Annotated in this window: 21 protein-coding genes; 13 read left to right on the forward strand and 8 right to left on the reverse strand. The window is 72.6% G+C overall.

What is annotated here, in order from left to right; genetic code table 11:
• Positions 1 to 63: 63 nt before the first annotated feature.
• Together ku and KOI47_RS15080 are read left to right on the forward strand one after the other, a co-directional pair.
• Complete coding sequence (ku, locus tag KOI47_RS15075) at positions 64 to 1,062, forward strand: non-homologous end joining protein Ku (protein WP_216216589.1); 999 nt, start codon at positions 64 to 66, stop codon at positions 1,060 to 1,062.
• A 105-nt stretch (positions 1,063 to 1,167) separates the two neighbouring features.
• The gene (locus KOI47_RS15080; protein ID WP_216216590.1) at positions 1,168 to 1,395 is read left to right on the forward strand and encodes a hypothetical protein; all 228 of its coding nucleotides are present in this window, start codon (positions 1,168 to 1,170) and stop codon (positions 1,393 to 1,395) included.
• A 15-nt stretch (positions 1,396 to 1,410) separates the two neighbouring features.
• Here the strand turns inward: KOI47_RS15080 and KOI47_RS15085 are convergent, their stop codons facing one another.
• Positions 1,411 to 1,971: an RNA polymerase sigma factor gene (locus KOI47_RS15085; RefSeq protein ID WP_232376749.1), complete on the reverse strand. Its 561-nt coding sequence runs from the start codon at positions 1,969 to 1,971 to the stop codon at positions 1,411 to 1,413.
• 213 nt (positions 1,972 to 2,184) lie between these two features.
• On the opposite strand from KOI47_RS15085, the gene KOI47_RS15090 reads away from it, so the two are divergent.
• Positions 2,185 to 2,784, forward strand: coding sequence for a CBS domain-containing protein (locus KOI47_RS15090; protein WP_216216591.1), 600 nt, complete (start codon positions 2,185 to 2,187; stop codon positions 2,782 to 2,784).
• A gap of 47 nt (positions 2,785 to 2,831) precedes the next feature.
• Positions 2,832 to 3,740, forward strand: coding sequence for a universal stress protein (locus tag KOI47_RS15095; RefSeq protein ID WP_216216592.1), 909 nt, complete (start codon positions 2,832 to 2,834; stop codon positions 3,738 to 3,740).
• 23 nt (positions 3,741 to 3,763) lie between these two features.
• On the opposite strand, the gene KOI47_RS15100 is transcribed toward KOI47_RS15095, so the two are convergent.
• The gene (locus KOI47_RS15100; protein ID WP_216216593.1) at positions 3,764 to 5,014 is read right to left on the reverse strand and encodes an HNH endonuclease signature motif containing protein; all 1,251 of its coding nucleotides are present in this window, start codon (positions 5,012 to 5,014) and stop codon (positions 3,764 to 3,766) included.
• 144 nt (positions 5,015 to 5,158) lie between these two features.
• A complete protein-coding gene (locus tag KOI47_RS15105) occupies positions 5,159 to 5,569 on the reverse strand; it encodes a hypothetical protein (RefSeq protein ID WP_232376750.1) in 411 nt (136 codons plus the stop codon).
• Between the two features lie 63 nt (positions 5,570 to 5,632).
• Here KOI47_RS15105 and KOI47_RS15110 point away from each other — a divergent pair, with 63 nt between their 5' ends.
• From KOI47_RS15110 to KOI47_RS15130, 6 genes are all read left to right on the forward strand, one after another.
• Positions 5,633 to 5,815 carry a hypothetical protein gene (locus KOI47_RS15110; RefSeq protein WP_232376751.1) on the forward strand — a complete coding sequence of 61 codons (183 nt, stop codon included), beginning with the start codon at positions 5,633 to 5,635 and terminating at the stop codon, positions 5,813 to 5,815.
• Positions 5,816 to 6,118: 303 nt separating this feature from the next.
• Positions 6,119 to 6,295 carry a hypothetical protein gene (locus KOI47_RS36265; RefSeq protein ID WP_332461462.1) on the forward strand — a complete coding sequence of 59 codons (177 nt, stop codon included), beginning with the start codon at positions 6,119 to 6,121 and terminating at the stop codon, positions 6,293 to 6,295.
• Entirely contained in the window at positions 6,265 to 7,083 is an 819-nt protein-coding gene (locus tag KOI47_RS15115; RefSeq protein WP_332461463.1) for an AAA family ATPase, read from the forward strand. Before KOI47_RS36265 ends, KOI47_RS15115 begins: the two co-directional genes overlap by 31 nt.
• A gap of 6 nt (positions 7,084 to 7,089) precedes the next feature.
• Positions 7,090 to 8,253: a DUF58 domain-containing protein gene (locus KOI47_RS15120; RefSeq protein WP_216216594.1), complete on the forward strand. Its 1,164-nt coding sequence runs from the start codon at positions 7,090 to 7,092 to the stop codon at positions 8,251 to 8,253.
• Complete coding sequence (locus KOI47_RS15125) at positions 8,250 to 10,562, forward strand: transglutaminase family protein (protein WP_216216595.1); 2,313 nt, start codon at positions 8,250 to 8,252, stop codon at positions 10,560 to 10,562. Before KOI47_RS15120 ends, KOI47_RS15125 begins: the two co-directional genes overlap by 4 nt.
• Complete coding sequence (locus tag KOI47_RS15130; RefSeq protein WP_216216596.1) at positions 10,559 to 13,435, forward strand: PKD domain-containing protein; 2,877 nt, start codon at positions 10,559 to 10,561, stop codon at positions 13,433 to 13,435. Before KOI47_RS15125 ends, KOI47_RS15130 begins: the two co-directional genes overlap by 4 nt.
• A gap of 19 nt (positions 13,436 to 13,454) precedes the next feature.
• Here the strand turns inward: KOI47_RS15130 and KOI47_RS15135 are convergent, their stop codons facing one another.
• Positions 13,455 to 18,275 (reverse strand): nSTAND1 domain-containing NTPase, encoded by a 4,821-nt coding sequence (locus tag KOI47_RS15135; RefSeq protein WP_232376866.1) that lies wholly within the window; start codon positions 18,273 to 18,275, stop codon positions 13,455 to 13,457.
• A gap of 326 nt (positions 18,276 to 18,601) precedes the next feature.
• Here KOI47_RS15135 and thpD point away from each other — a divergent pair, with 326 nt between their 5' ends.
• Complete coding sequence (thpD, locus tag KOI47_RS15140; RefSeq protein WP_216216598.1) at positions 18,602 to 19,528, forward strand: ectoine hydroxylase; 927 nt, start codon at positions 18,602 to 18,604, stop codon at positions 19,526 to 19,528.
• A gap of 28 nt (positions 19,529 to 19,556) precedes the next feature.
• Here the strand turns inward: thpD and KOI47_RS15145 are convergent, their stop codons facing one another.
• The 4 genes from KOI47_RS15145 to KOI47_RS15160 form a co-directional block, all read right to left on the reverse strand.
• Complete coding sequence (locus KOI47_RS15145) at positions 19,557 to 20,876, reverse strand: helix-turn-helix domain-containing protein (RefSeq protein WP_216216599.1); 1,320 nt, start codon at positions 20,874 to 20,876, stop codon at positions 19,557 to 19,559.
• 357 nt (positions 20,877 to 21,233) lie between these two features.
• A complete protein-coding gene (locus KOI47_RS15150; protein ID WP_216216600.1) occupies positions 21,234 to 21,968 on the reverse strand; it encodes an MBL fold metallo-hydrolase in 735 nt (244 codons plus the stop codon).
• Positions 21,969 to 22,065: 97 nt separating this feature from the next.
• Positions 22,066 to 24,681, reverse strand: a complete 2,616-nt coding sequence (locus KOI47_RS15155; RefSeq protein ID WP_216216601.1) for a LuxR C-terminal-related transcriptional regulator — start codon at positions 24,679 to 24,681, stop codon at positions 22,066 to 22,068.
• A 2-nt stretch (positions 24,682 to 24,683) separates the two neighbouring features.
• Positions 24,684 to 24,836: a hypothetical protein gene (locus KOI47_RS15160; RefSeq protein WP_216216602.1), complete on the reverse strand. Its 153-nt coding sequence runs from the start codon at positions 24,834 to 24,836 to the stop codon at positions 24,684 to 24,686.
• A 452-nt stretch (positions 24,837 to 25,288) separates the two neighbouring features.
• Between KOI47_RS15160 and KOI47_RS15165 the strand changes: the two genes are divergently transcribed.
• Positions 25,289 to 25,963 (forward strand): sensor histidine kinase, encoded by a 675-nt coding sequence (locus KOI47_RS15165; RefSeq protein WP_216216603.1) that lies wholly within the window; start codon positions 25,289 to 25,291, stop codon positions 25,961 to 25,963.
• A 118-nt stretch (positions 25,964 to 26,081) separates the two neighbouring features.
• Positions 26,082 to 26,519, forward strand: coding sequence for a pyridoxamine 5'-phosphate oxidase family protein (locus KOI47_RS15170; protein ID WP_232376752.1), 438 nt, complete (start codon positions 26,082 to 26,084; stop codon positions 26,517 to 26,519).
• The last annotated feature ends 8 nt before the right edge of the window (positions 26,520 to 26,527 follow it).

Consider the following 26,527-nt stretch of genomic DNA (forward strand, 5'->3'; position numbering starts at 1 on the left):
ACCGCGTATCGTCGGTATCCGTAACCCGACGCCGCTGGACCGGCGGGGGATCGGAGGTAGGCGATGCGCGCGATGTGGAAGGGCGCGGTCTCGTTCGGGCTGGTCTCCATCCCGATTCACCTGTACGCGGCAACCGAGAGCAAGAACATCAACTTCCGGCAGGTCCACGAGACCGACGGCGGCCGGATCCAGTACAAGCGGTTCTGCTCGGCGGAGGACAAGGAGGTGCCGTACGCCGAGATCGCCAAGGGCTACGAGCTGCCAGATGGCGGCATGGTCGTGCTGACCAGCGCGGACCTCGAGGACCTGCCGCTGTCCACCTCGAAGACGATCGACGTGCTCGAGTTCGTCCCACTGGAGGCGATCGACCCCATCTACTACGACCGCACGTACTACCTGGAACCGCAGAAGGCGGCGACCAAGCCGTATGTCCTGCTCCGGGACGCGCTGCACAAGTCGGGGCAGGTGGCGGTGGTCAAGGTGGCCATCCGGCAGCGGGAGAGCCTCGCGCTGCTGCGGGTGGTCTCCGACGTGCTGGTGATGACCACCATGCTGTGGCCGGACGAGGTGCGCACCCCCGACTTCGCGTTCCTGCAGGAGGAGCCACCGCAGGTGCGCTCGCAGGAGCTGACCATGGCGAGCTCGCTCATCGACTCGCTCTCCGACACCGTGTTCGAACCGGAGAAGTACGAGGACACCTACCGGCAGGCACTGGAGTCGCTGATCCAGGCCAAGATCGAAGGGGACGGCGCCACCAAGGCGCCGGCCGCCAAGCACGAGGCCGATGTCACCGACCTGCTGACCGCGCTACAGGCCAGCGTGAGCGCCGCGAAGAAGGACCGGGACGGCTCCGCCGAGCCCGCCAAGCGCACCGGAGGCAAGTCAGGTGGCTCCACCGGCCGGAGCGCGACGAGCAAGGGCACGGGCGGCAAGAGCGGTTCGGGCGCTTCGGGCAGCTCAAGTGGATCGAGTGGGTCGAGCAGATCGAGTGGGTCGAGTGGGTCGGGCAAGACCGCCGCGAAGAAGCCCGCCAAGACCCGCCGGTCGCCGAAGTCGGCCTGATTCCGGCAGCTGAGCCGCGACACGCCACCGCGAATACCACGCAGGCCCGCCACGGGATGCTAAGAAAACCGGGTCAGGTCAGTCTTCTCGGGAAAGGCATCCACTATGGAGTGCGTCCGGTGCGCCGGCGGTCTCGACCACTGCCACGGCACGCTCGTACTGCACGCCGATGACCAGGTGGAGTGCACCGACCTCGGCTGCGCCGATCACGATGAGCTGCGGCACTCGCTGACCGTGGACTGCGTGGAGCTGGCCGGCGGCTGTGCTTGCCTGGCCGGTGTCGTCGGCCCTGTTGCCGAGGTCGCCCCGGAGGTGCTGGCGCCCGCCTCCTGACCCGGCCCGGGATGGTTACTCGAAGCCGTCGATCCCCTCGGCACGCAACCACCCCCGCATCCGGTCGAAGCAACGCCTGCGCAGCGGGCCCACACTGCCCGGCGCGATACCCAGCCGCGCGGCGAGCTGCGCCTGGGTGAGTTCCGGCCGGTACGCCAGCAGCCACAGCAGCAGCCGATGCCGCCTGGGCAGTCGCGCGGCCACCTGCCACAGCATCCGGTCCCGTTCCAGCCGCAGCACCAGTGCTTCCGCGGAGGGAAGCGGGCGTTCGAACAGCTCGCGCTCGCCCGTTCCATAGCCGCGGGGCAGCTCCCGCCGTCGCCCGCGCAACGTGCGTAACGCCAACCTGCGCGCGGTGGTCGCCAGCCAGGCGGAAAACCTGCGCGGGTTCCGTACCCGCGGCAGCCGTCCGGCCAGCGACACCCAGGTGTTCTGGTGCACGTCCCAGCTGTCCGCCTCGTTCAGCCGGTGCGCCCTGGCCACGGCCAGCAGCAGCGCGGCGGCCTCCCGTGCCAGCGCGGCCATGGCCGCCTGGTCGCCCGCCGCGGCCCGTGCGCACAGCTCACCGAGTTCCATGCCGAACACCGTCCCCTGTCTTTTCCGGCCCGGCCGATCGGCGACCAGGCGCAGTTGGGACGGCACGTTCCGTGCGCGGGTTCCGCGGTCACCCAGCGGGGTGGCGCTCTCGGAGGGGCGAAGGTCCCTGCCGCAGGTGACGAATGCCCGGTGTGCCGCGGGCGGCGAGTGCCGAAGCTGGGTCTAGCACCGCGCACCCACCAGGAGGCAGCCATGCGTGGTCCGCGAGTGGCCGACCTGATGACCGAGCCGGTTGTCACGGTCGTACCGCGCATACCGTTCAAGGAGATCGTGTCCGTACTGGCCGCGCACCGCATCGGTGCGGTGCCCGTGGTCGACTCCGCCGGTCGCCCGATCGGGGTGGTTTCCGAGGGCGACCTGCTGGGTAGGCCGCATGGCACAACGGCGCTGGAGCTGATGAATCGCAAGGTGAGGACCATCGGGCGGCAGGAACCGCTGGCCGAGGCCACCGGGTGGCTGGCAGCGGGCCGGTTGCGCAGACTGTACGTGGTGGACGGATCCGGCAGGTTGGTCGTCGTGCTGGCACGGTGTGACCTGCTCAGTGTCTTCCTCCAACCGGACGACGAGATCAGGACCGTGGTCGAACGGGAGGTGATCCGGCGTGGCCTGTGGGCGGAGCCCGCGCAGGTGGTCGTCGGCGTACGGGACGGCGTGGTGACACTCACCGGCAGGGTCGGCAGGCGCAGCGAGGCCGCGAGGGCGGTCGCCCTGACCGGCGCGCTCCCCGGGGTGGTCGCCGTACACAACAAGTGTCGCTTTGCGTTCGACGATCTCCTGCCGCATGGCCGGTGATCGGCGCGGAGTTCGGCAGGGCTGGTCAGACGAAGGAGTAGCGAGTCATGAGCACGCAGACAGCGGACGGCACCATCGTGGTCGGGGTCGACGGTTCCCATGCGGCGAACCGGGCCGTGGAGTGGGCGGCGAGGATGGCCGCCGAACGCAACCTCGGCCTGTACCTGGTGCACGCCTTCCACCCTGGTGGCTCCTACGGCGGGGGACTGCCCGCACCGCTGGATGTGTTCGAGGCGCTGGAGCAGGAAGGTAGGCGGATCCTGGAGGAGTCCGCCGCGGCGGCGGGTTCGGTCGCCAGCGGGCTCGCCGTGCAGACGGACCTGCGCCGCGAGGCACCGGTACCGGTGCTGCTCGAACTGTCCGGTGTGGCGCGGATGATCGTGCTCGGTGCCTCGGGCTCGGGCGGGTTCGCCGGGATGCGGCTGGGCTCCACCGCGATCGCGGTGTCCGCGCACGCGCGTTGCCCGGTCGCGGTCGTGCGTGGCCGGGACGGTGCCGACGGGCTGCCCGAGGAGGGTCCCGTGGTGGTCGGTGTGGACGGTAGCCCGATCAGCGACCGCGCGATCGGGGTCGCCTTCGACGAGGCGACGGAGCGGAACGCGCCGCTGGTGGCCGTGCATTCCTGGGTCGACGGGGACTACGACGACGTGTTCAGCCCGGAGCGGTTCAACGCGGTATGGGAGTCGGTTGACGAGATCGAGCAGCGGTCGCTCGCCGAGCGCCTCGCCGGATGGCAGGAGAAGTACCCGGACGTGCCGGTGGAGCGCGTGGTGGTGCGTGACCGTCCGCGGCACCAGCTGCTGGAATGGTCGGGCAGGGCGCGACTGGTCGTGGTCGGCAGCCGGGGCCGGGGCGGCTTCCGGGGCATGTTGCTCGGGTCGACCAGTCAGGCCCTCGTTCAGCACGCCCAGTGTCCGGTGCTGGTGGTCCGCCCCACCGGTGAGGACAAGGGTTAGGCGCTGCACGGTTCCCTGTTTCATCATTCGGCCTCCTTCCCTTGGCGGTGGAGGAGGTTGCGTCTGGGTCTTCGTTCCGGGTCCACAAAGGCGGGTGGGATGAATTCGGGTAGTCCGTTGCGTATGCGGACGTGCCAGTCGGTGTGGTGGATGAGGTTGTGGTGGTACCAGCAGAGCAGGGTGAGGTTGTGCAGGGCGGTGGGTCCCCCGTTGGCCCAGAACACCACATGATGCGCGTCACATTGCTTGGGTTTTTTCCGGCAGCCGGGGAAGGTGCACCCGTGGTCCCGCAGGATCAGCGCCCTGCGGATGGCCAGGGGTACGGTGCGGGTGCGCTGTCCGATGTCGAGGATCTCGCCCTTGCCGCCCAGGACCGCGGGCACGACGTAGGAGTCGCAGGCCATGCGCCGGATTTGGGCGGCGGAGTAGGACTCCTGCCCGTGCAGGAGCCCGTATCCGGTGCCGTGTTTGAGGTCGTCGAGGGTGATGGTCACCATGACGGTGAAGGGTTCGCCCGCCTCGGTGGGCCCCTCTTCGGGACACCCCGCTGCCACGCGCAGCACGTCGGCGAACGCGTCCCCCTGGCGCTGGTACTTGCTCCGACGGTCGGGTTCGTCTGCGGTGCTGGAGGGTTTGGCGCGGGGTTCGATCAGCCCGGTCAGTACCGCGGCGGTTTCGGCGTCCAGCTCGAAGGTGCCGCGGAGTCGTCCGCCGCGGGTTTGTCGCCAGTCCAGGTGCCGTTCCGGTCGGGCGAGTTCGTCTTCGGTGGGTGGGGTGCCGTCCTGGTCCAGGCGGGCCAGGATCTCCCGGCCCAGGGTGGTGACGGTGTGGGGTTCGTACTCCCGCGCGGCCTTGGTCAACAGCGCCTCGGCATGTTCCCGGTCCGGCAGGCTGACCGGCTGGGGGAAGCGGGTGATGGTGGCGCGGATGGTCTCGATGTGTTCCGGCCCGATCACCCCCTCGGCCGCCGCCGCACCGACCTCGGGCAGGTCGGGCTCCAGCGGTATCCCACCCGGGCCGTAGCGCCGCACCACCGCACGGGCGTGCGCCACGCGCTGGCGGGCGTCATACGGGTTGACCCGCAGGATCTCCCGGGTCAAGGTCGGCAGGTCGCGGTAGCCCTTCTGGTTCGCGGTGTCGCGGCCGTCGAGTTCGGCCAGGACCGCCAGCTCCCGAGCGTACAGAGCTCGCCGCTGCTGTTCGAGGTCGCCCAGCGCGGTCAGGAGTTCCTCCTCGCTCATGCGGGAGGTGTCGATGCCGAAGGTCCTGGTCACAACCCCACAGTACCGCGACTTCGCTCATGTGTTCGACACACGATTGGGTGAGGCCGGAGGGTGGCGAGGGTCGGTTCTCAGGTCACGGCCAGCCCGGCCTCGTTTCCTTGACGGCGTCCAGCCGTTCGTTGCAGTACTACCTGCTCAAGGCCCCGGATGTGTCCGTGAAACGGACTGGCCCTTGCTCATACGCAGGATCAAGGCGACCGCGTCCTTCGAGTGGCCTGCCGGAGTCAGGACCTCCTGGCGGAACAGGCCACGAATCGCGGCGATGGTGACGGAGGCCGTGGTCAGCGCTTCCTCGGCGCCGAGCCCTTCGCGTTCCGCGAGCGAGGCCAGAATCTTGGTCAGGTCGTCGAGTGAGTCGATGAACTCACGAAAGTTCTCTGGGCTGTACGCGGCCAGGCCTGCGACGTGAAAGAAGCCGCGGACACGCGACAGCTGCTCCGGGCGGGTGTAGGTCCGCCAGATCGCCACAACGAGGTCGTCGAAGGTGCCTTGCTGGGCGGTCTCGAAAAGCCCGTCGTTGTCACGGGATCGTTGCGCCTCGAGCATGGCTGCCAGGACGTCCGGGAGCGGCGGCACCGTGGCACACCGACGATGCCGATGGAAGCTCTCGTGGCGGCCACGAAGACCGAAGCTCTTCGCCGACCCAACCTCACGAAGAACACGGCCACCGTCCTGCACCGCCTCACCTCCCGCGACGGAGCCGTCACCAGCGCAGTCCTGCGCGAAACGCACGTGACCGGCCTGCAGGCCTCGTTCCTCAGCTACCTGAGGACCTGCCGTGCCCGGTGGTGAGACCCGTACCGGCCGGGCGACATGCGACTGGACGTATGCCTCGGCGAGCGAGTGGGCGACCGGCGCCACGTAGTCCCGCAGGTGCGTCGTCCCGCGTCTGTGCGGCAGGCGACAGGCGACCCGTAGCTGCCGATCGTGCGGGGCGGGAGGCTGGGGCGTATGCCGTGCCCGCCCGCCGCCGCCCGCCGTCTCGCGGATATCCGGGCACCCCGGGAGGCCGGATCGGGCACCGCTACGATGAACTCCTTTGCTGCGCGCGTGGTATGCACTTGGTGGCGACTGCGAGGGTATGGAGAGGAGCCGGTGCCCGACTGGATCGTCTCCCAGCAGGGTTTCCATGAGCTGGCCAGGAACGTCGAGGACTTCATCAGGGGGAAGTCGACGCCGGTCCGGCTGGCACTGGTGTGCCTGCTCGCCGAAGGGCATCTGCTGATCGAGGACGTCCCCGGGTGGCGAAAACCTCGCTGGCCAAGGCGATAGCGCACTCCGTCGCGGGCACGACGGTGAAACGGATCCAGTTCACCCCCGACCTGCTGCCATCGGACGTCACCGGCGTGCAGGTCTACGACCAGGCCAAGGGCGGCTTCGAGTACCGGCAGGGCCCGGTGTTCACCAACATCCTGCTGGCCGACGAGATCAACCGTGCCTCACCGAAGACCCAGTCGGCGTTGCTGGAGGTGATGGCCGAGCGGCAGGTCACCGTGGACGGCGCCGCCCGCGCGGTCCCGGATCCGTTCCTCTGCATCGCCACCCAGAATCCGGTGGAGCACCAGGGAACGTACGTGCTGCCCGAGGCCCAGCTCGACCGGTTCCTGATGCGGATCTCCATCGGTTATCCGGAGGGACTGGACGACGAGGTTGCGGTGGTCGCCGACGGGGTCGCCCGGCGCAAGCCCGAGCAGCTGCGCGCAGTGCTGGAGCTGGACCAGCTGCGTACGCTCATCGGGCTGGTGCGGGATCTGCACATCTCGGCCGAGCTGCAGGCCTACGTCGCCACGATCACCAGGGCGACCCGTACCCACCCGGACGTCGAGCTCGGCGCCAGCCCGCGGGGGAGTATCGCGCTGGCCACCGCGGCGCAGGCCTACGCCCTTTCGATGGGCCGCTCCTATGTCACCGCCGACGACGTGAAGGCCATCGCGGTACCGGTGCTGAACCACCGGCTGCTGCTGAGTTCACAGGCCCGGATCCAGCAGCAGACCCCCGAGGCGGTGGTGCGGGACATCCTGGCGGGGGTGCCGGTTCCCCGGGCACCAGGAGACCGGTGAACCGCCGTGCTCACCGGGAAAGGGGCCGTCCTCGCCGCCTCGGCCGTGCTGCTGCTGACGGGCGGCCTGCTCACCGGATACCCCGAGCTGCTCCTGCTCGGCCTCGGCTGCGTGGCGGCGTTGCTGGTCGCGGCGGTGTGGATGCTGGCCCGCCCGCGGCTCACCACGGTGCGCGCGATCAGTCCGCCGCGGGTACCGGAAGGCGATCCGGCCTACGGAGTGCTGACCGTGACCAACATCGGGCGCAGGCGCAGCCCGCCGCTGCTGGTCACCGAGACCCTGGCCGGACGGCGGATCGCGGTCCCGCTGCCGAGCCTGCCCGCGGGGGGCAGCACCGAGTCCACCTACCCGCTGCCGACCGACCGCCGTGGCAGGCATGTGCTCCCCGCGCCCGCGGTCGGCCACGCCGACCCGCTGCAGTTGCTGCGGACCCGGGCCGCGCACGGCAGGGAGTCGGTGCTGTACGTCTACCCGCGGGCGCACCGGATCGCCCCGCTGCCGATGGCAGGCATCCGGGAGACCGAGGGCGGCGACGCGCATGGCTCCGCGCGGGACGGGGTCGCCTTCCACAGCCTGCGTGACTACCAACCAGGGGATGACTGGCGGCGGATCCATTGGCCATCCACGGCGCGGACCGGGACGCTCCAGGTGCGGCACCACGTGGTCCCGGACGAACCCCGGCAGCTGATCGTGCTGGACACCAGCGCCCGGCCCTACCCAGGTGCGGCCTTCGAGGACGCCGCGCGGGTCGCCGCCTCCTGGTGCCTTGCCGCCGGTCACGCCGGCCTGCGGTTCGAGCTGCGCACCACCGGCGACCGGGTGGGTACGGCCGGGCGACGGCAGTGGAGCAGCGAGGCGACCACCGCGCTCGACCAGCTGTCCGTGGCGCGGCCGGCAGCGGCCGACCCCGGGATCGCGGGGCTGCCGGACCTGGTCCGCGATCTGGTCGCCACCGGCGAGTGGATCACCCTCGGCCTGGTGACCGGCCGGGAGAGCGCGCCGGTACGGCAGGTACTCGCCGCGATCCGGCCGTGGTTCCGCGCCATCACCGTCGTCCACATCGGACAGGCGGAGGTCGGCCAGGAGCAACCACCGGACGGGGTGGTCGTGCTGCATGCCCGCAGCAGCACCGAGTTCGCCGACCGCTGGAGCTCGGCGGTGCGGTCATGAGGCCGCGGTCCGCGGGCAGACGCGGGAGAGCGGGCGGCTACCGATCGGCCGCGACCGCAGCCGAGTTGCTGCTGTGCGTCACCATGACCGTGGCCGGTGGCCTGCTGTACGGCCGGTTCTTCGCCACCACGGGGTATCTGCCGCAGGTGTGCGGCGCCGCGGTGGCCGCGGTGCTGGCCGCGACCCTGGCCGGGCTGCGCCGGTGGGGGTCGATCGGCACCCTGCTGACCGCGGTGGGCGGGTTCGCCCTGCTGTCCGCGTACGGGGTGTTCCGCAACACGGTCGTACACGGGCTGCCCACCGGGGGCACCCTGGCCGAACTGGCGCAGGGCCTGCTCGGCGGCTGGGCCCGGATGTTCACCGTGGTCCCACCCGCCGACCTGCGCGGCGACCTGCTCATCACCCCGGTACTGGTCACCTGGATCGCCGCGTTCACCGGGGCCACGCTCGTACTGCGCACCCGCACCGTGCTGGCCCCGGTGGCCCCTGGCCTGGTGGCCTTCACCGCGGCCCTGCTGTTCGTCGGCGCGCAACCCGGTGTCCAGCTGTGGCCCACCGGGTTCTTCCTGGCCTCGGCCCTGCTGCTGGTGTTGCTGCGGGCCGCCCGCTCGGATGCCGGGCTCCGGTCCGCCGACCGGCAGGTGCCCGGCGTGGTGCGAAGCCTGCGGCGGGCCACCGTGGGCAGGCTGGTGGCCGGGGTGCCGTCCATCGCCGTGATCATCCTGCTCGCCGTGCTCGGCGGGCAGGCATTCCCGCTGTCCTCGGGCACCGACCGGTTCGACCCCCGCGCGCTGACCGAGCCGCCGGTGCGCATCGCCGACACCCTCACCCCGCTGGTAACGGTGAAGACCCAGTTACGGGAGCGGCCGCCGCGGCGCCTGTTCACCGTGCGCACCGCCGACGGTGCCGAGCTGGACCGGGTCCGCACCGCCGCGCTCGGTGAGTTCGACGGGGTGCTGTGGACCGCGGCCGACCGCTTCCTGCTGGCCGGGCGGGAACTGGCCGTGGACCCGGAGCTGACCGAGTCCCGCACCGTCACCGCGGAGATCACCATCGACCGGCTCACCGGACCGTTCCTTCCGGTGTTCGGCTGGCCCGCGCGGCTGCGGCCGGCCGGGCTGGACCCCGACGCGATCGGCTTCAGCAAGGACTCGGGGGTGCTGGTCAACGCCGGGCAGGCCTGGCATGGCGCGGGCTACCGGCTGACCGGCCTGGTCGGCGTGCGTGATCGCGGCCTGCCACAGGCCGCGCCGAGCACCGGCCCGGCATACCGGCGCTACACCGAACTGCCCGGCCTGCCGAGCGAACTACGCGCCACCGCACGCAGGCTCACCGCGAGCGAGCGGAACCCCTACGCCAAGCTCGTCGCCATCGAGCGGTACCTGCGCGGGCTGCCGTACCGGCTCGACGCGCAGCCGGGCCATTCCTACGCCAGGGTGCACAACCTGCTGACCGGCAGCGGCCCGGACGGCAAGGCCGGTTTCGCCGAGCAGCACGCCTCGGCCTTCGCGGTGCTCGCCAGGGCCGCGGGATTCCCGGCCAGGGTCGCGGTCGGCTACCGGTTGCCGGAAGCGCGGAACGGGGTGCACACCGTCACCACCCGCGATGTGCATGCCTGGGCCGAGGTGCACTTCGAACGGTACGGCTGGATTCCCTTCGAGCCGACCGGCCCCGCCGGGGTCGGGACCGACCAGGGCGGCGACCCGGAGGACGAGCCCGCAGGCGCCGCCGGCTCGCCGCGGCCCGATCCACCGCTGGCCGCGCAGCCGCGGCCGGAACCACCACCGGCCCCCGCGCATCCATCCCCCGGCACGAACTGGACCTGGCTGAGATGGGGCGCGGCGCTGCCACCCGCACTCGCCCTGCTGGCGGCTGCGGCGATCGTACTGGTGAAGGTACGCAGGCGACGGCGGCGTCGCGGCGCGGCCGGGAACGTCGCAGGCACACTTGGCGCATGGCAGGAGGCCGTGGACCGGCTCGCCGAACGCGGGGTGCGGGAGGCGCCCGCACGGACGGCCGTGGAGACCGCCGCGGCCGCCAGGGCCGCCCTCGGCCCGCAGGCGGAACCGGCGGTGGAGCTGGCGACACTGGCGACCGCGGCCACCTACGCTCCGGCCGCACCCGCGGACGGCGACGTCCGCAGGGCCTGGCAACTGGAAAGTGAGCTGCGCGCCCGGCTGTACCCGCGGCGGCCCTCGGCACGATGGCTGCTGGCCGCGGTGGACCCGCGGCCGCTGCTGCCGCGGCGGCCTGGGACTGGACGGCGCACCGGGAACGTTGGCACGGCGGACAAGCAGGTGGTCACATGAGGTTCGGGCTCGGGATACGGCGGTGGCGCTCGGTTGGCGGGGTCGTGCTGGCGATCGCCTCGGTGGCCGGGGTGGTGGTGCTCGGCGCGAAGCAGGAACAGCCGGTGTCGCAGGTGCGGCTGCATGCGGGCAAGGTGTGGGTGGCCTCCGGTGCGGTGGGCAGGCTGACCCTGCTGGACGGCGTGACGGCCGAGGTGGCTGGCAGCGCCACGGTCGCAGCCCCCGGCAGCGACCTGCGCGCCGCGCAGCAGGGCGCAACCGGCTACGCGGTGAACCGCGACGCGGACTCGGTGGTGCGGGTGGACGGCGCCACCCTGCGGCCGTCCAGCCCGGTGCGGCCGTTGCCGGGAGCGGGCGGGCGGCTGGCGGTGTTCCCGGCCCCTGGCACGCTGCATGCCCTGGACCTGGAGCGGGGGCTGCTGGCGGGCACCGACCCGGTCACCCTGGAACGCACCGGTCCCACCCACCCGCTGGCCACCCGGCTCACCGAGGACGAACCGGTGGTGGACCCGCGGGGCAGGCTGTGGACGCTGGACGAGCGCACCGGCGAGCTGGTCTGGTTCGCCGATGGCAGGCGGCACACCCTGGCCGGTGCGGGCGCGCCGGGCAGCAGGCTCGGCATGGCTGGAGACCGTCCGGTGCTCGCCGACCCCGCGCGGGGCAGGCTGGCACTGCTCGACCCGCGCACCGGTGCGCTCCAGCAATCCATGCCGGTGGACCTGCGCCCTGGGGAGCGGCCGGCGGTGAGCGGGTCCCCCGATGGGCACCGCGTGCTGCTCGCGGTACCCGCGCGCGGGCAGCTGCTGAGCTGCGCCCCGGAGACCGGATCCTGCGACCGCGTCCGGCTCAGCGGCGGCCCGGCGGAGCTCGGCAAGCCGGTGGCGCTCGGCGGGCACGCCGTGGTGCCGGACCACTCCAGCGGCCGGGCGTGGATCGTCGACCTCGGCGCGGCCAGGGTGGTGGCCGCACCCCGGCTGTTCGACCGGCCGGTCCGGTTCGAACTGCTGACCAGGGACGGGATGGTCTTCTACAACGACCCGGACAGCGAGCGGGCCGGGGTGATCGGCCTGGACGGCAGGGTCCGGCCGATCACCAAGTACGACCCCGGCGAGGCCGACCGCGGCGGCGCGGACCGGCGGCCACGGCAGGCCATGGGCCCGCCCGCGCCCGCGGGGGAGGCTCCCGCGGTATCCGGGCCCGGCGGCACCCGGCCGCAGCCCGCGGACTCCGCCGCGGGGACCGAGGTGTCCATCGTGATCCGGCCGGACTCCCGCGGCACGGTGGGGGAGGAGTTCGAGTTCGCGCTCGTCGCGGACGGGGCCGCCACGGTGCGGTCGGCCCGCTGGACCTTCGGTGCCGGTGGCCGGGCCGATGGTGCCACCGTGCGCCATCGGTGGGACCGGCCGGGGACCTATCCCGTGCTGGCCGAGGCCGAGCTGAGCACCGGGCGCCGCGCGCGGGCCGAGGCCCAGGTCGTGGTGGAGGCGCCGGACACGCCACTGCGGATCGACCGGCTGCTGCTGCGGCCGGAGACCCCGCTGGCCGGCGCGCCGGTGCGGTTCGGCGCCGAGGTCACCGGGCGCGCGCGCAGCTGGGCGTGGACGGTGACCGGGCCGCGCGGCAGGGTGACCGGGTCCGGTGCACCGCGGTTCGAGCACATCTTCGACACCCCTGGCAGCTATGTGGTGCACCTGCGGGTGTCCGGTCCAGGGGGCACCGACCGGCGCGCCCAGCGGTTCACCGTGACCAGGGACCGCACCGAGGTGCGGTGCGGGGACGTCATCGACACCGCCACCGTGGCGGTGCTGACCACGGACCTGACCTGCCCTGGCGAGGTCGCACTGACCATCGCCGCCAGCCATGTCGAGCTCGACCTGAACGGCCACACCATCACCACGCAGCACGCCGCGGACCACGGCAGGGGAATCGTGGTCGCCGGGGAGGGCACGCTCACCGGTATCACGGTCCGCAACGGGTCGGTCACCCGCTTCCGTACCGGCCTCGACCTGGTCGATGTCGCGGAGGTCACGGTGGCCGATCTCGGGGTGACCGGGCCGTCCGCGCAGACCGGCCGGTACGCGATCAGCGGGGACCGGGCCAGGGACGTGCGGCTGAGCGGGGTCAGCGTGCACGGGTTCCAGCTGTTCGGCTTCACCGGCGGATCATCGGCCGTGTTCACCGAGTCCAGCCTGCTCGGCACCAGGGGCACGAGCCTGGCCAACTGTTCCCGCGGCAGCTCGTGCGTCATCCAGCGCAGCACGGTCGAGCTGTTCAGCATCGGCTGCTTCCACGGGGCGCAGGAAACGGACAGCTCCACGGTGAGCGTGCGGGAGAGCACGGTGCACATCGCCAACCTCGGCCCGTTCTGCCGTGCCGCCGCGGTGAGCAACAGCGAGATCAGCACCCTGGGCAGCGCCAGCGCGGAACACACCGACATCGTGGACAACGTGCTGTCCGGGAACTGGGCGCTGGACCTCTCGTTCTCGTTCAACGTGTCCGGGAACCTGTTCCGGAACTCCGCGATGCGGGCGCTGATCCTGTTCTCGGGGCAGGGCACGATCACCGGGAACACCTTCACCGGCACCCGCGGCTACGGCCTGCTCGTCAGCCCGTCTCCCACCGACCCGGTCGGCCCGGTTGAGATCTCCCGTAACGAGTTCCTCGGCAACGGCACTCCAGGGGAGGACGGGCCGGGCCCGGACGGGCTGCGGGTGGAGCAGGTGCACCCGGACAGCCTGATCACCGTGTCGGACAACCGGACCAGGGACAACGCCCGGTACGGGATCAACGCGGAGCCGGGATCGGTCGTGGACGGCGGAGGCAACGTGTCCACGGCCGACCCTGCGGGCTGCCGCGGGGTGCGCTGTCACTGAGAGCGGACCCTGCAACGGGTCACCGGGCGCAGGGCCTGCCGGGATCGGCCCCGGCGGGAAGGGCCGCGTGTTCCTCGGGGGTGTAGTCCCGGTCGTTGATCCGGCACAGGTGCGCGAACCAGTGCTCAGGGTCCAGCCGTACCGAGACCGGCCCGCCCGCCGCCATGGCGGTCAGTGTGCCGTCCCGCTCCGCCCAGCCCGCGGGCTCGCCGGGGATGCGGACGCCGGCGACCTGACCCGCGGTGGCCAGGTCCCAGACCCGTAACTCGCCCGCGCCGGAGGCGGTGACCAGCTTGTCGGCGTGCGTGAACGCCACCGGTGTCCGGTCGCCCGCGACCGGCACCGGCTGGAAGGCGGCGCCCTCGGTGTCCGGGTTCCAGATCTCCAGCCGCCCGGCCTCGCGGTAGTGCACGGCCACCCGCGGCCGCCGCGGGTCGGCCAGCAGCACCGGGGCCGGGCTGCCCGGCAGCGGCTGGAAGGCGTGCAGCAACCCTTCGTCCAGCATGTTCCACAACTGGACACCCTGGGTGGAGGAGGTCAGCATCCGGGCCGGGTCGTGTGGCCATGGCTGGGCCGTCGCCTCGCCTGCCACCGCGAGCGTGGACCCCAGCGGCGAGGGTGTCATCCCGAGAACGTCGCCGGTGCCGACATCCCATCGGCTCAGCTCGTTGCCCCACAGTACGGCCACCTCCCCCGCGGAAAGCGGCACGATCGACAGCTGCCGGTCCGCGGCGGTCTCCTCCGTGCCGCCGGGTGGAGGGGAGAGCGCGATGGTGCGCAGCACCGTGAGGTCGGCCGCGGAGAGCACGTACAGGGTCCCTGCCTCGCCCGCGGCGAAGATATGTCTGCCCTGCGGACCGAACGCCAGCCGCGGGTTCGCGCCGAGCTCCAGCTCCGTCCCGCTGGTGCGGGAGTAGCCCGCCACCCGCCGGGTGTGCCGGTCCACGGTCAGCAGGCCGTAGTGCCCGCCGGAGGTCCGGGTGTGCTGGGTGGTCAGCACCGCGACGATCCGGCCGTCCGGGTCGAGTGCGGTGGTCTCCGGCCGGACCAGTGGCCCGAACCGGGTGAGATCGTCCGCGGGCCCCTGCGCCTGGAGGCGCAGCAGCGCGCCGGTGCCGAACATGAACGCGGTGGGCGCCCCGGAGTCCCCCGGCACCGCGAGGATGTCCGCGGCCGTCCGCCCGGTCAGGCTGTCCGGCCGGGCCGTGCCGGTGCGCGGCGGGGGATGCAGCAGGTAGTTCTGCCCGGTGCGCAGGTCGACCAGGTTCAGCCTGCGGAAGGTGCCGGAGCCGGCACCGCCGAGGACCGCGTACCGGCCGCCGAGATCGGTGAGCCCCGCCGCGTCCTGGCCGGGGCAGCCCAGCACCGGTTCGGTGTGCCGGGCGGTCTCGCTGCCCGCCTCGTGGACCGAGAGCGTGCCCCCTGAGGGGCCGCTCGCGCAGCGCACCAGCAGCCCGTCCGGAGTGATCGCATCGGCTGGCGTCTCCCGCCGCGGCTCGCCGGTGGTCAGGTCGCGCTGCACCGCGTATCTGCTCCCCCCTGCGCGCCGCTCGAGGAACCAGGCAGTGTCCCCCTCGTCTCCCTCGCCCGCCGCTTCCCGCACCAGCCGCACCTCGGTGCTCAGCACCTCTGGTGCGGGCCGGAAGCCCGCAGCCGCGGGCTCCCGCGTGGACGTGTCCCACACCTCGACCTCATCCGGCGTGGACCCTTCCCGGCCCAGGGTGAGGACCAGGAGCCCGCCATCCGGCGAGAACCCGGCGCTGCGGATCCGGGTGGTGTCGCCGATTCCGTCCACATCGGAGGGTCGGAGGGGCAGTGGCCCGGTGTGCTGTTCCAGGTCCCAGAGGGTGACCCCGCCCCGCTCGTTGGTGACGGCCAGCCTGCGGCCGTCCGGGCTCAGCACCAGTCCCCGCAGGTTGGGCACACCGGCAAGGAACCGGCTACGTGGTTGCGCGCCGAACAGCCCGGTCCAGGCCGTGATCCGCCCGTTCTCCTCGGCGATGACCGTGGTCCTGCCGTCCGGGGTGACGGCGACCTCGGTGACCTCGCCGGACCACAGCCCGGGGTGGATCTCGCCGACCCCGGCATAGGTCAGGTACTGCTGCAGTAGCGCGCCGTATGCCTCGGGCCTGCTGGGGTCGTGCCGCCAGGCAGCCTGCGCGAGCTGCAGCGCCGTGCGCGGGTTGGTGTCGGCTCGCCGCTGCGCCTCCTGGCCGAGCGAGACCGCCGCGGCCCGGCGCAGCTGCTCGCTGAGCTCCTGGTTGCGGTTCACCGCGACCCCGGCGAGCACGGTGGTCGCCACGGCGAGCACGCCGATCAGCGCGGTGATCAACCGCCGCTGGCGCTGGCCGCGGCGCTGATGCCTGCGGCTGGCGATGATGTAGTCGCGTTCCTCGCCGGTGAGCAGGCCGGGCTGGGTGTCAAGCCATTCCCCGGCCGTGGCCAGCGGCGTGCCCCGCAGCAGGGTGGCCTGGTCCCTGCCGGACTGCCGCCACTGCTCAAGGGTGGTGCGCAGCTGCTCCTGCCAGGACCGGAAGTCCTGGGCGGCGACCAGCCACTCGCGCAGCTGCCGCCACTGCTGGATCAGTGCCTCGTGGGTCAGCGCGACGACCTCGGGCTGCCCGGGGTCGTCGCGCAGCACGACCAGGTGGTGCGCGGCGAGGGTGCCTGCCAGGGCACGGGAATCGGGGTCGAGCCGGTCGAGCCGGGCCGGGGTGAGGGTGAAGCCACCGTCCTCGGCGGGCCTGGCCAGCTGCACCAGTAACCGCTCGGCGAGCGGGCGTTGGCCGGGCAGCAGCTTGCGCTCGTACACCTCCTGCGCGTAGGCGGCCAGCGCCCCGGCGACCCCGCCCTGCTGGTCGTAGGCGCGGTGGGTCAGCATGGCGCCCTGCTGGTCCTCCCACAGCCGGGTCAGCGCGAACTCCACCAGCGGCAGCTGGCCAGGGGCGTCGGCCGCGTCGGCGATGATCCGGTCCACCAGCCCCGGCTCGAAGGACACCAGCGGCAGGTCCGGCGGTCCGGTGATCGCGGTACGCAGGTCCTCGGCGCCCATCCGTGGCACCGACACGGTGCGCAGCAGCGGCGCGAGCTCGGAGGTGAGCACCTCGTCCAGATCGGCTGAGCGCCCGGTGAACACCGCGCGCAGCGCCGGGATACCGGCCGGCCGCACCGGTGCGGCCCGTACCAGGTTCGCCACCAGGTGCAGCAACTCGCGCGCCGCGCCGGGATCGGCAGCCACGAGCTCCTCGAACTGGTCCACGAACAGCACCAGGTGCCCGGCCGACTCGGCAACGGCATCGGCCAGCAACGCGACCTCCGCCTGTGCGCGCTCGCCGCCAACGACCGGGGCCAGTGCGTGCGCGAGCAGGTCGGCAGGGGCGATACCCGGGCTGGGGCGGAACACGGTCAGCGCCACGTTCTGCCTGCGCAGTGCGGGCAGCAGGCCGGCCCGGACCAGGGAGGACTTCCCGCTGCCGGAGGCGCCGATGACCATGACCACCGGGTGCTGCCCGGTCAGCTCCACCAGTTGCTGTACCTGCCGCTCGCGGCCGTGGAAGAACCGCGCGTCCTGTTCCTGGAACGGCTGCAGGCCGCGGTAGGGACATTCGGGCCGCGCCGCGCGGTGCAGCTCGAGGTCCGGGGCCGGTACCGCGTCGGGGCGGCGCTCACCGCCCTCCTGGTGCTCGGTGTACTCCGCCAGCAGCGCCAGCAGCGCGGCGGCATGCAGCACCCGCGCGGAGCCGTACCGGGGATGGGCCAGGTCCGGTGGTGGCGGGTAGTCGCCGGGTGGCAGGCCGAGGTAGCGGGTGTAGCCCGCCATGGCCCGCCGGAACTCGGCGCGCCGTCGCTGCGGCGTCGTGGCCAGCGGCGCCAGCGGGTACTCCGCAAGGTCACGAAACAGGCCCGCGACCCGATCGGTGCTGCGGGTGCGCAGCCGGTACAGCCAGTCCCCCGCATCCCTTGCCAGCAGGAGCAGCCGCGCGGGCGATGCGGTGGCCGGACGTTCCAGCATGGCCGCGGCCAGCGCCCGCACCTGCTCGGCACGCTGCTCGGCGCCGTCCACCACGGCCAGCAGCGGGCTGTCCAGCGTGCTGGTGCTGGCGAGGTCCGCCGCGGTGGCGGACTCGTGCACCATCCCAGTGACCCAGCCCTCGCCGCCGAGCTCGTGACACAGCCGCAGCGCGAGGCGGGTCTTGCCCTGCCCAGCGGGCCCGGTGACCAGCATGGCCGACCCCGGCGCCGGGGACTTGGCCCAGGTGAGCAGGTCGGCGCGCTCGTCCTCCCTGCCGGAGAAGGGCAGGATCTCGTACTCCGGGCGCAGCCAGGCACTGGGTTTCAGGCCCCTGCCGGGTACCGCGGTGGTGGTGAACGCCCTGGCCAGCACCAGGCCGGGCACCAGGCTGGTGAGCTCGTCCACCAGCCGGGCGAGGTCGCGGGCGTCGTTGCGGTGGCTCAGCCGGAGGAACTGGCACCGGGCCAGCGCGGCGATCTCCGCTGGCAGCTCCGCCTCGGTGAGCGAGCCCCGGTGGTCCAGGAACACCGGGATCACCCGCAGGCCGTGCCGGAAGGCCTCGACCAGCTCCCGGTACACCCAGTCGTCGGCGGTGGCCGCCTCGCCCCGGTCCGGTGCGGGCGGGGCGGCGTGCCAGCGCGGGCCCACCACCGCCAGCAGTACGTCGCACTGGGCGAGGCGTTTGAGGATGGTCTCGGCGAAGTCCTCGCCAGGGCGGATCGACCTGCTGGCGAGGAACACGTGCTCCGCGCCGAACCGCGCGGACAGCACCCGCGTGATCAGTGTGGCCGCGAAGTCGCCGTCCCCGGTGCGGTAGTTGACGAACACACCGCCCAACGACAACCTCCCTGCACCCGCCGGTCCCGGCCATGCCGAGAGTGTCAGCGCTCGCGCGGCGCGGCAAGGACGGTGTTCCCCGGCCCGGCCGACCGCACGCTACCGCACGCCACGGATGTGCTGCGCGGGAGGCCGTCTTGGCGCGGAGCGGGCACGATGTTTTCGCTCCTCATGGTTCGGGAAGCCTTGGGTGACAAGGACGTGCACCGCGGGAGGAAGTGCGGGGCCACGTCCCGTGCCGCCGGTTGAATGCCGCGAGCCAGCTGGTGTCATGCGCCGGACCATTGCTGCGCCAGCGACATCACAGGAGGCGAATGATGAGCGTCCTCGAGACCGACAGTTCCCGCAGTGCCCTCGACCGGTACCCGACCCGTGCCGCGGCCGGGTCGCGATTCCTGGCGCGGGAGGAACCCGCGGTGTGGCCGGGGATGCCCGACGGTCCCGCGAGCAAGGAGGAACTGGCCGCGCACGAGGAGCGTGGCTTCCACGTGCAGGAGGAGCTGCTCTCGGCCGCGGAGGTGCGGCGCTTCCAGGAAGAACTGCGGCGCCTTTCCCTGGATCCGGAGGTGCGGGCGGACGAACGCACGGTCGTGGAGGCGAAGTCCTCGGAAGTGCGGTCCATTTTCGACGTTCACCGGATCAGTGACCTGGTCGGTGCGCTGGCCAGGGACCCGCGGATCCTGCGGCGCGCCAGGCAGATCCTCGGCTCCGATGTCTACATTCACCAGAGCCGGATCAACTACATGCCAGGGTTCGAGGGCAACGGGTTCTACTGGCACTCGGACTTCGAGACCTGGCACGCCGAGGACGGGATGCCAGCCATGCGCGCGGTCAGCCTGTCCGTCGCGCTGACCGGCAACCACCCGTTCAACGGCGGGTTGATGATCATTCCTGGTTCACATCGGACCTTTGTGGCCTGCCCTGGCGGCACTCCGGAGGAGAACTACAAGTCCTCACTGCGGCGCCAGCGGGCCGGGGTACCCGGCGAGGAGGACATCACCCGGCTGGCCGCCGAGCACGGTATCGAGCAGTTCACCGGGCCTGCAGGCTCGGCACTGTGGTTCGACTCGAACTGCCTGCACGGCTCGGGCAACAACATCACGCCGTTCCCGCGGTCGAACATCTTCCTGGTGTTCAACAGCGTGCACAACGAACTGGCCGAGCCGTTCGCCGCGAGCGGGCCGCGGCCCTCGTTCGTCGCCGCCCGCCGCGCGGACGTGCTGACCGAGACAGCCACCGGGTGACCGGTCGTTCCGGCTGAGCCGCGAGCGCCTAGCCGAGCGGGGTGCGCAGGGCGGCGGTCAGCCGGGGGTAGAGCTCACGCACCGGCCGGTGGCCGTGCCAGCGGGACAGGGTGCGGGCGAGCCTGCGCAGGTCGACCCGGATGGTGGCCGAGTCGACCACCTCGGCGCCGTCCAGCACCTGCCCGGTCAGCGTGCAGGCGTGGTCCACCTCGCCGGCTGCCGCGTAGGCCAGTGCCCTGCGCGCACCGAACCGGGCATGCACCCGCTGGGCGGTGCCGGGGACGCGGGCGAGCTGCCGGTCGAGTGCCTCCCCGGCCTCCCGCGGGCGGCCGAGGTCATGCAGGCACCAGCCCTCCACCGCGGCGGTCAGCCCCGCGCCGGGCATGGTGGCCGGACCGATCACCGGCCCGCCCGGCGCGTCCTGCCCGGTGTCGTTCAGCAGCTCCGTCGCCCGGTCCAGTGCCCGACGGCACTCGTCGTAGTCGCAGGCCAGCGCGTGCCCCTGGGCCTCGCGGGATGCGGCGAGCCCCCGGATGCGCGCGGGGGTGCGCGGGTCGGCCTGCGCCTGCCGCGCCAGCTCGATGGTGCCGGCGGCGTCCTCCCGGTACAGGGTGACCAGCGCCTGCCGGATCAGCGCGTAGGTGGTCAGCTCGGTGTCGCCTGCCGCGGAGGCCATCTCCACCGCACTGCGGGTCCACCACAGTGCGCCGCGGTCGTCCCCGGCCTCCTGGGTCATCCAGCCCGCGTACTCGGCGTACCTGGCGCCCAGTTTCAGCAGCTCCGCCCGAGTGGGGGCGGAGGCGGAGGCGGCCAGCCCGCGCAGGGTGTGCGTCTGGGCGATCACCGTCGGCAGTACCACGCTGGGACTCGTGATCTGGCCCAGCCTCCTGGTCTGCTCGAACAGGGAACGGAACGCGGGAACCGTCGCCTCCTGCTGCGCCGCGGCCGGCATGCCCTGCGCGCCGAGGCTGAGCCCCAGCAGCGAGCCCGCGCCCAGCGTGAGCAGGTCACGGCGGCGCATCGGCACCAGGCGGGAAGAACCGTCCGGATCCATGCTCATCACCCACACCTCGGCATCGTGCTCGGCCGCGCGGTCCGCGGGCCGGGCACCCGCGGGATCCCTGGTCACCAGTGCGGCCAGTTGCCCGCCGGCATCCAGGGCCGCGTCGCAGTACCGGGCCAGGTCGGCTCCGGCAGGCTTGTCTCCTGTCTCGATCTTGCCGAGATGGCCCTTGCTGTAGTGCACCCGCTGGGCGAGCGCGGCCAGGGACAGCCCCGCCGCGATCCGCCTGCGCCGCAGTTCCGCACCGAACGACGTCGCTTCCCGTGCCCCCGCACCTTCCGTCATGTGCACCCCATGCGCTCGACCGGCTGTGTGGCGGGGCATGGCTGTGCCGCGCGTTCGTGGGTCCGGTGAACACGCGCCGCGACCGATGCCACGACCGTCCCGCCAGGTTACCCATCGCGCCATCTCACAGCAGCGAGTATGTGCGCCGTCGCCCGCCGGGGCCATCCGTCTCCCGTCGTCTCCCCGCCGAGGCGACGGGCACCCCGCCGCGAACCGGCAGGCAAAGGCGCATGCTGTGACATGCGGTCGTCCCGAACCGGTGCCGGGGCGCCCGGTGCAGCAGTGCCGGCATCTGGGGGTGCGCTGCTGCGGTGACCCGGGGTCGTGGGTGCGCGCCGGGGCGGCCGTGCCGCGCGCTCACGACCCCGGCTTGGGCGAGCGCGCGCGGCGGGGCACCCCGCCGCGCGCCGCGTAGCGGTAGTTGGCGAGCAGGATCCTGCCGTGCGGCGCGTCCAGCGGCGGCAGACGGCTGCCGAGCACATACCGGAACGGCAGCGGCAGGAGCAGCTCGGCCAGGTCGGCAAGGGGCGTACCGGCCCGCGGACCGGGCCGGTAGCGCCACATGTCCGGATCGTCCGGCAGCATGGCGACCCGGTGCTCCGGCAGGTAGATCCCGGCGCCGGTGTGGCCGTTGCCGCCGACCGGCAGCACGTGCACGGTGACGCCGGCCAGCTGGAGGATGCACTCGCGATGCACCAGCAGGTTGGGCGGCACCACCTCGGCCGGGTCTGGCTGCCCGCTCCACCCCTTCGGCGCGAGGACGACCACCTCGCTGGCGGCGACCGCACCGGGGTCGACGAGCGCGGCGGTGCCCCGGCAGTACCGGGCATGGTGGTGCGGGTAGACGATCGCGCGCACCGGCCGGTCGGACAACGCGGCGAGCGCCCGCTTGAGGGCCTTGCCGTGCCGCAGGCTCAGCCCGCTGTTGATGACGATCAGCCCGCCGGGGCCCGACACCAGCACGCAGTTGAGCGGTTCGCCGTCCGGGCTGCGCAGTACCCACACCGGCAGGTCGGCGAGCCTGCGCGGGGAGGGTGCCGGATGCCGCCGCGCGGGGTTCGTGCGGCGCTGGGACTGTGGACCTGCTGTCATCGGACCTCGATTCGGTTCCTGCGGTCATCGGCTCGGCTCCACCCTGGGGCCGGCCGCGGCCGCCCGCGTCATCCGCGGCGGGTGATCGCGCCGCCGCTCACAGCAACCCCCTGCGGCGGGCGGCGGTCACCGCGTCCCTGCGATGGCTCACCCCGAGCTTGCGGTAGATACCGCGCAGGTGGGTCTTGACCGTGTTCACCGAGACGAACAGGGACTCGGCGATCTCCTCCGCGGTGCGCATCGAGGGCAGTTCGGTCAACAGCTCCAGTTCCCTGCTGGTCAGGGTGTCGGCCGTGCCGGCGGGCTGCGCGGGCAGCGCGTCGAGCACGGTGGCCGCGAACCCGTCCATCCGGCCGAACCGGCCGGTTCCGCCCGCCAGCAGCTCCCTGATCTGCCTGCCGGCTTCCAGGAACGGGCGCCGGGCGTTGCGCGGCGCGGCCACCTCGAGCGCGCGGGCGACGGCCTCGTGCGCGCGCCGCGGGTCGCAGGCCCGTTCGGCCAGCAGCGCCTCCAGCAGCCAGGCGTCGATCAGGGTGTGCGGGACCACGGGGCGGAGGTCTCCCGCTAGCACGGCACGCAGCTGCCTGCGGGCCGCGGTCAGCTGCCCGCGGTGGGTGTGCAGCGCCGCCCGCAACACCGCGTGTTCCCCTGCGGACGGCAACAGCTGCCCGGCCCGTTCGGCCGCCTGCACCGCCCAGGCCGGTTCGCCGACCCGCAACGCCATCCGTTGCTCCAGCGGGACCGCGTAGGCGACCAGCGCGGGGGCGAGATGCTTGCCGCCGAGCCGGTTCCAGTGCCCGCGCAGCCGGACCAGTACCTCGTGCGGATCGGCCGCGGCCTCGAAGGAGACCGCGGCGTGCAGCAGTCGCGCGGACAGCTCCACGGTCGGATCGCCGGGTGCGTCCAGCAACTCCACCGCGGTCGCGGCGGCCTGCCGGGCCTCGTCCCGGTCCAGTCGCTGGTAGGCGGCGAAACCCAGCATGGTGTGCAGCAGCGAGCAGCGGGAGGTGCGCTCCCAGCCGCGTTCAGCCGCGAACCGGCCTGCCGCGCCCGCCAGCGAGTCCATGCAGGTCAGCTCGCCTGCCGCGGCCGCGGCGGCCGCGAGATAGATCCTGGCGTGCAGCTGGGCGCCGTCCCTGCGCTCGGTGGTGGCGAGCAGCAGGGCCCGCTCCAGGTGCCGCCGCGCCGTCCGGTGCGCACCCCGCCACAGGCCGAGCACCCCGCGGTTGATCAGCACCAGCAGGTCCACATCGACGTTGCCGGACTCCCCGGCCCGTAGCGCGGCCAGCACCTCCCGCGGCTGGCGCACGGTGGCGCCGTACCGGGCGCGCTGCAGCGTCACCGCGGCGTGCAGCGCGCGCAACCAGCCCGAGCGCAGCGGGTGGGCCGAGTGGTTCAGCCTGCCGAGGCAGCGGTCCGTGGCGGGCAGGTCGTTCAGTTCGAGTGCGGTCGCCGCGGCCACCAGCGCCACGGCCGGCCTGGCCAGTACGTGGGCCGGAACCCGGTCGAGCCGTTCCCGCAGCCGCGCGGCCCTGCCCTCGGTGACCTGCTGGAGCCCGAACCGTTGCAGCAGGCTGGCCACCTGCTCGTCGTGGCCAGCCGCGGTGGCGTGGGTGAGCGCGGCGAGGGTGTCTCCCGTGGCGAGGAACCACTCCGCGGCGCCTGCGTGCAGCCGCTGCCGCAGGCGCGGCCCGCGGCGGTCGAGTTCGGCGCCGAGGTACTGGTGCAACAGGGGATGGAAGCGGTACCAGCGCCCGTCGCCCTCCCTGCTGACCAGTGTCCCGGTGCGGGCGAGCGCGTCCAGGGTCTGCCCCGCGTCCTGCTGCCCGCTCAGGGCGATGGCCAGCTCCACGCTGACCGCGGGGCAGACACCGGTTTCCAGTAGCAGCCGCCGGACCCGTGCGGGCTGGCGGGCGAGTACCTCGTCGGCGAGGTAGTCGGCCACGGCGGGGGCGGATCCGGTGAGCCCTTCGATCGTCGCGGCCGGGTCGGCGGAGCCGGCGAGGGACATGGCGGCCAGCCGCAGGCAGGCAGCCCAGCCGCCGGTCCGGCGCAGCAGCAGGTCGAGTTCCGGCCCGGAGGGCTCGACCCCGTGCCCGGCAAGCAGCCGGGCCGCCTCGGCGCGGGTGAAGACCAGCCGGGCGGGGTCGATCTCGCGCACCTTGCCCTCCACCAGCAGACGGGACAGCGCGGGCGGTGGGGCGGACCGGGTGGTGAGTACCAGGTGCACCAGGTGCGGCAGGTAGCGCAGCAGCAGGTCGATGCCGCGCAGCGCGGCGGGGGACCGGAGCTCGTGCACATCGTCGAGGACGAGCACCAGGGGAGTGCCCAGCGCCTCGCAGCAGGCCATGACGGCGGCGAGGAACTCCGATCCCGAGCGCGCGGGCCCTGGACACCCACGGTCCGGCTCCCGGCCGCCCGCCTCGAGCAGCGCGCCGGTGACGGCCGCCGACAACGACCGGATGTCGTTGTCCTCGGCCTCGATCGAGACCCACGCCACCGCGGGGCCGTCCTGGCGTTGCCTGCACCTTCGTGCCCAGTCCGCAAGCAGGACGGTCTTGCCGGTGCCCGCAGCCGCGCGCAGCAGGGTCACGGCCGGACCCGGCTCGTTCCCGGCCGCGTCCAGCAGTTCCAGCAGCCGCCTTCGCTCGACGAGTTGACGTGCGGGCGGCGGAGTTCGAATCTTCGCCGCCGTGATGGCCGAGGCTTCCATCCTTATTCGGCTATGGCCGTGGCGATCCTTACGAGCGCGATAATGCTTCGTGGTACCCGCTCCACCATGGAAAGCGCACTGGCCAGAAGTTGGCCTTCGCGCTCGTCCCGCGCGGCCATCGAAATGATCAGGATAATGGCCAGGTTGACCAGCATGACTCTGGTTCTTGTGCGACGCGAGCGCGAAATACCCACGGAGATCTACTCCCTTCCGTCGTTTCGATGGTGGAGCGGGGTAGATCCTGCCCACCGGCCCGTGCCTTCACTTCACCCGGCGCGGGTGACCCGAGTCCTTTTCCGCCGCGGCGAGACGGGTTTGGAACGACGATCCGGTCCTGGCGGAAAACGCGATTCGCCCGTTGCGGGCGAGGACGACGAGTCCGGCCGCCGGGCACGATGTATCCGGCGAACGTGAAATCCGGTCATCCCTGGAGCAGGATTCACTTTTGCCGGCCGGTACCGGGACCGGATCGAGTACTCGACTGATCCGAATGCCGTAGTCCGGCGCCGTGCGAATGCGGGTCAGAAAGTACGCAGGGTGCGGTCCGGCCGGTACCGGTCCCAGGAACCGATTCGGGGACACGAGTCGAGGTGAACGAAACGACGTCATGCGGACGGACGAGTCGACATGGTGCGCCGTTCCACCGGGTACCGCGGTACTGGCCGAGCGGGACCGGATCGGAAGGGAGCTCGACGACCGGGTGACCCGGCCGCTGTTCACCATCGGGCTGGGGCTGCACGGGCTGGCCGCGCGGGTGCCCTCCGGACAGGTCGGGCAGCGGCTGCGGCAGGTGGTGGAGCAGCTGGACGAGGTGATTCGTGAAGTCAGGGAGACCGTGTTCGACCTGCGCGAAGTGGAAGGCGACAGCGGGCCAGGACTACGCGCCCGGTTGCTGGCGGCGTTGGCGATCCGCACCGCGGACTCGCGGGTGGCCTCCACGGTGTCCCTGCCGGGGGACCTGGACCGGCTCGTTCCGCCGTGGGCCGCGGCCGGTGCCGAGGCGGTGGTTGTGGCCGCGGTCGGCGACGTCCTGCGGCATGCCCGCGCCACCGAGGTGGCGGTCCAGGTACGCGCGGGGGCCGAGTTGCGCATCGACGTGACGGACAACGGCTGTGGCCTCCCCGCGGATGAGGCCAGGGCAGGCCTGCGCGAGCTGGCCTGCCGCGCCACGAACCACGCCGGGGCGCTGGAGGTCGGCCCTGAGCCGGGCGGGGGTACCCGGCTGACCTGGCGTCTGCCGCTGCCCGGCGCGCAGGCAGCGCCGGATGAGAGTCCATTGTGAACGGAAGCTTCCGCAGGCGGAATGGCGGCGGAAGCGGGTAACGGTTCGGGACGTTGGCCATGATCGTGAGGACTTTGTACCCTTTCGGATCCCCGGCCGGTCCGGCGAACCTGGCGCGATGCGCGGGCGGATCGACGGGTCGGGCGCCGACCCGATGGGGGAGTGCGGCTATCTGCCGCTGAGCCGCGCGGAGGCGCTGCGCAGGCTGGGCAGTGTGGCCGTTGGCCGGATCGTGTTCACCGAGCGCGCGTTACCGGCGATCCGGCCGGTGCACCACCTACTGGACACCGACGGGGCGATCATCATCCGCAGCCACCTCGGTTCCACCGTACTGAACGCGGTCGATGCGGTGGTCGCGTACCAGGCCGACCTGCTCGAATCCACCGACCGGATCGGGTGGAGCGTGACCGTCACCGGGATGGCGCGGCAGGCGGGCTCCCCGGAACTGCTGGAGCGGCTGCCGCGCCGGTGGCTCGGCCGGGAGCCGGTGCGGGTGATCCGGGTCGAACCCGAACTGGTCACCGGGTTCGCCCTGGCGGACGGCAGCGGAGATTAGCGGTCTGC

Source organism: Amycolatopsis aidingensis (assembly GCF_018885265.1).
GTDB lineage: Bacteria > Actinomycetota > Actinomycetes > Mycobacteriales > Pseudonocardiaceae > Amycolatopsis > Amycolatopsis aidingensis.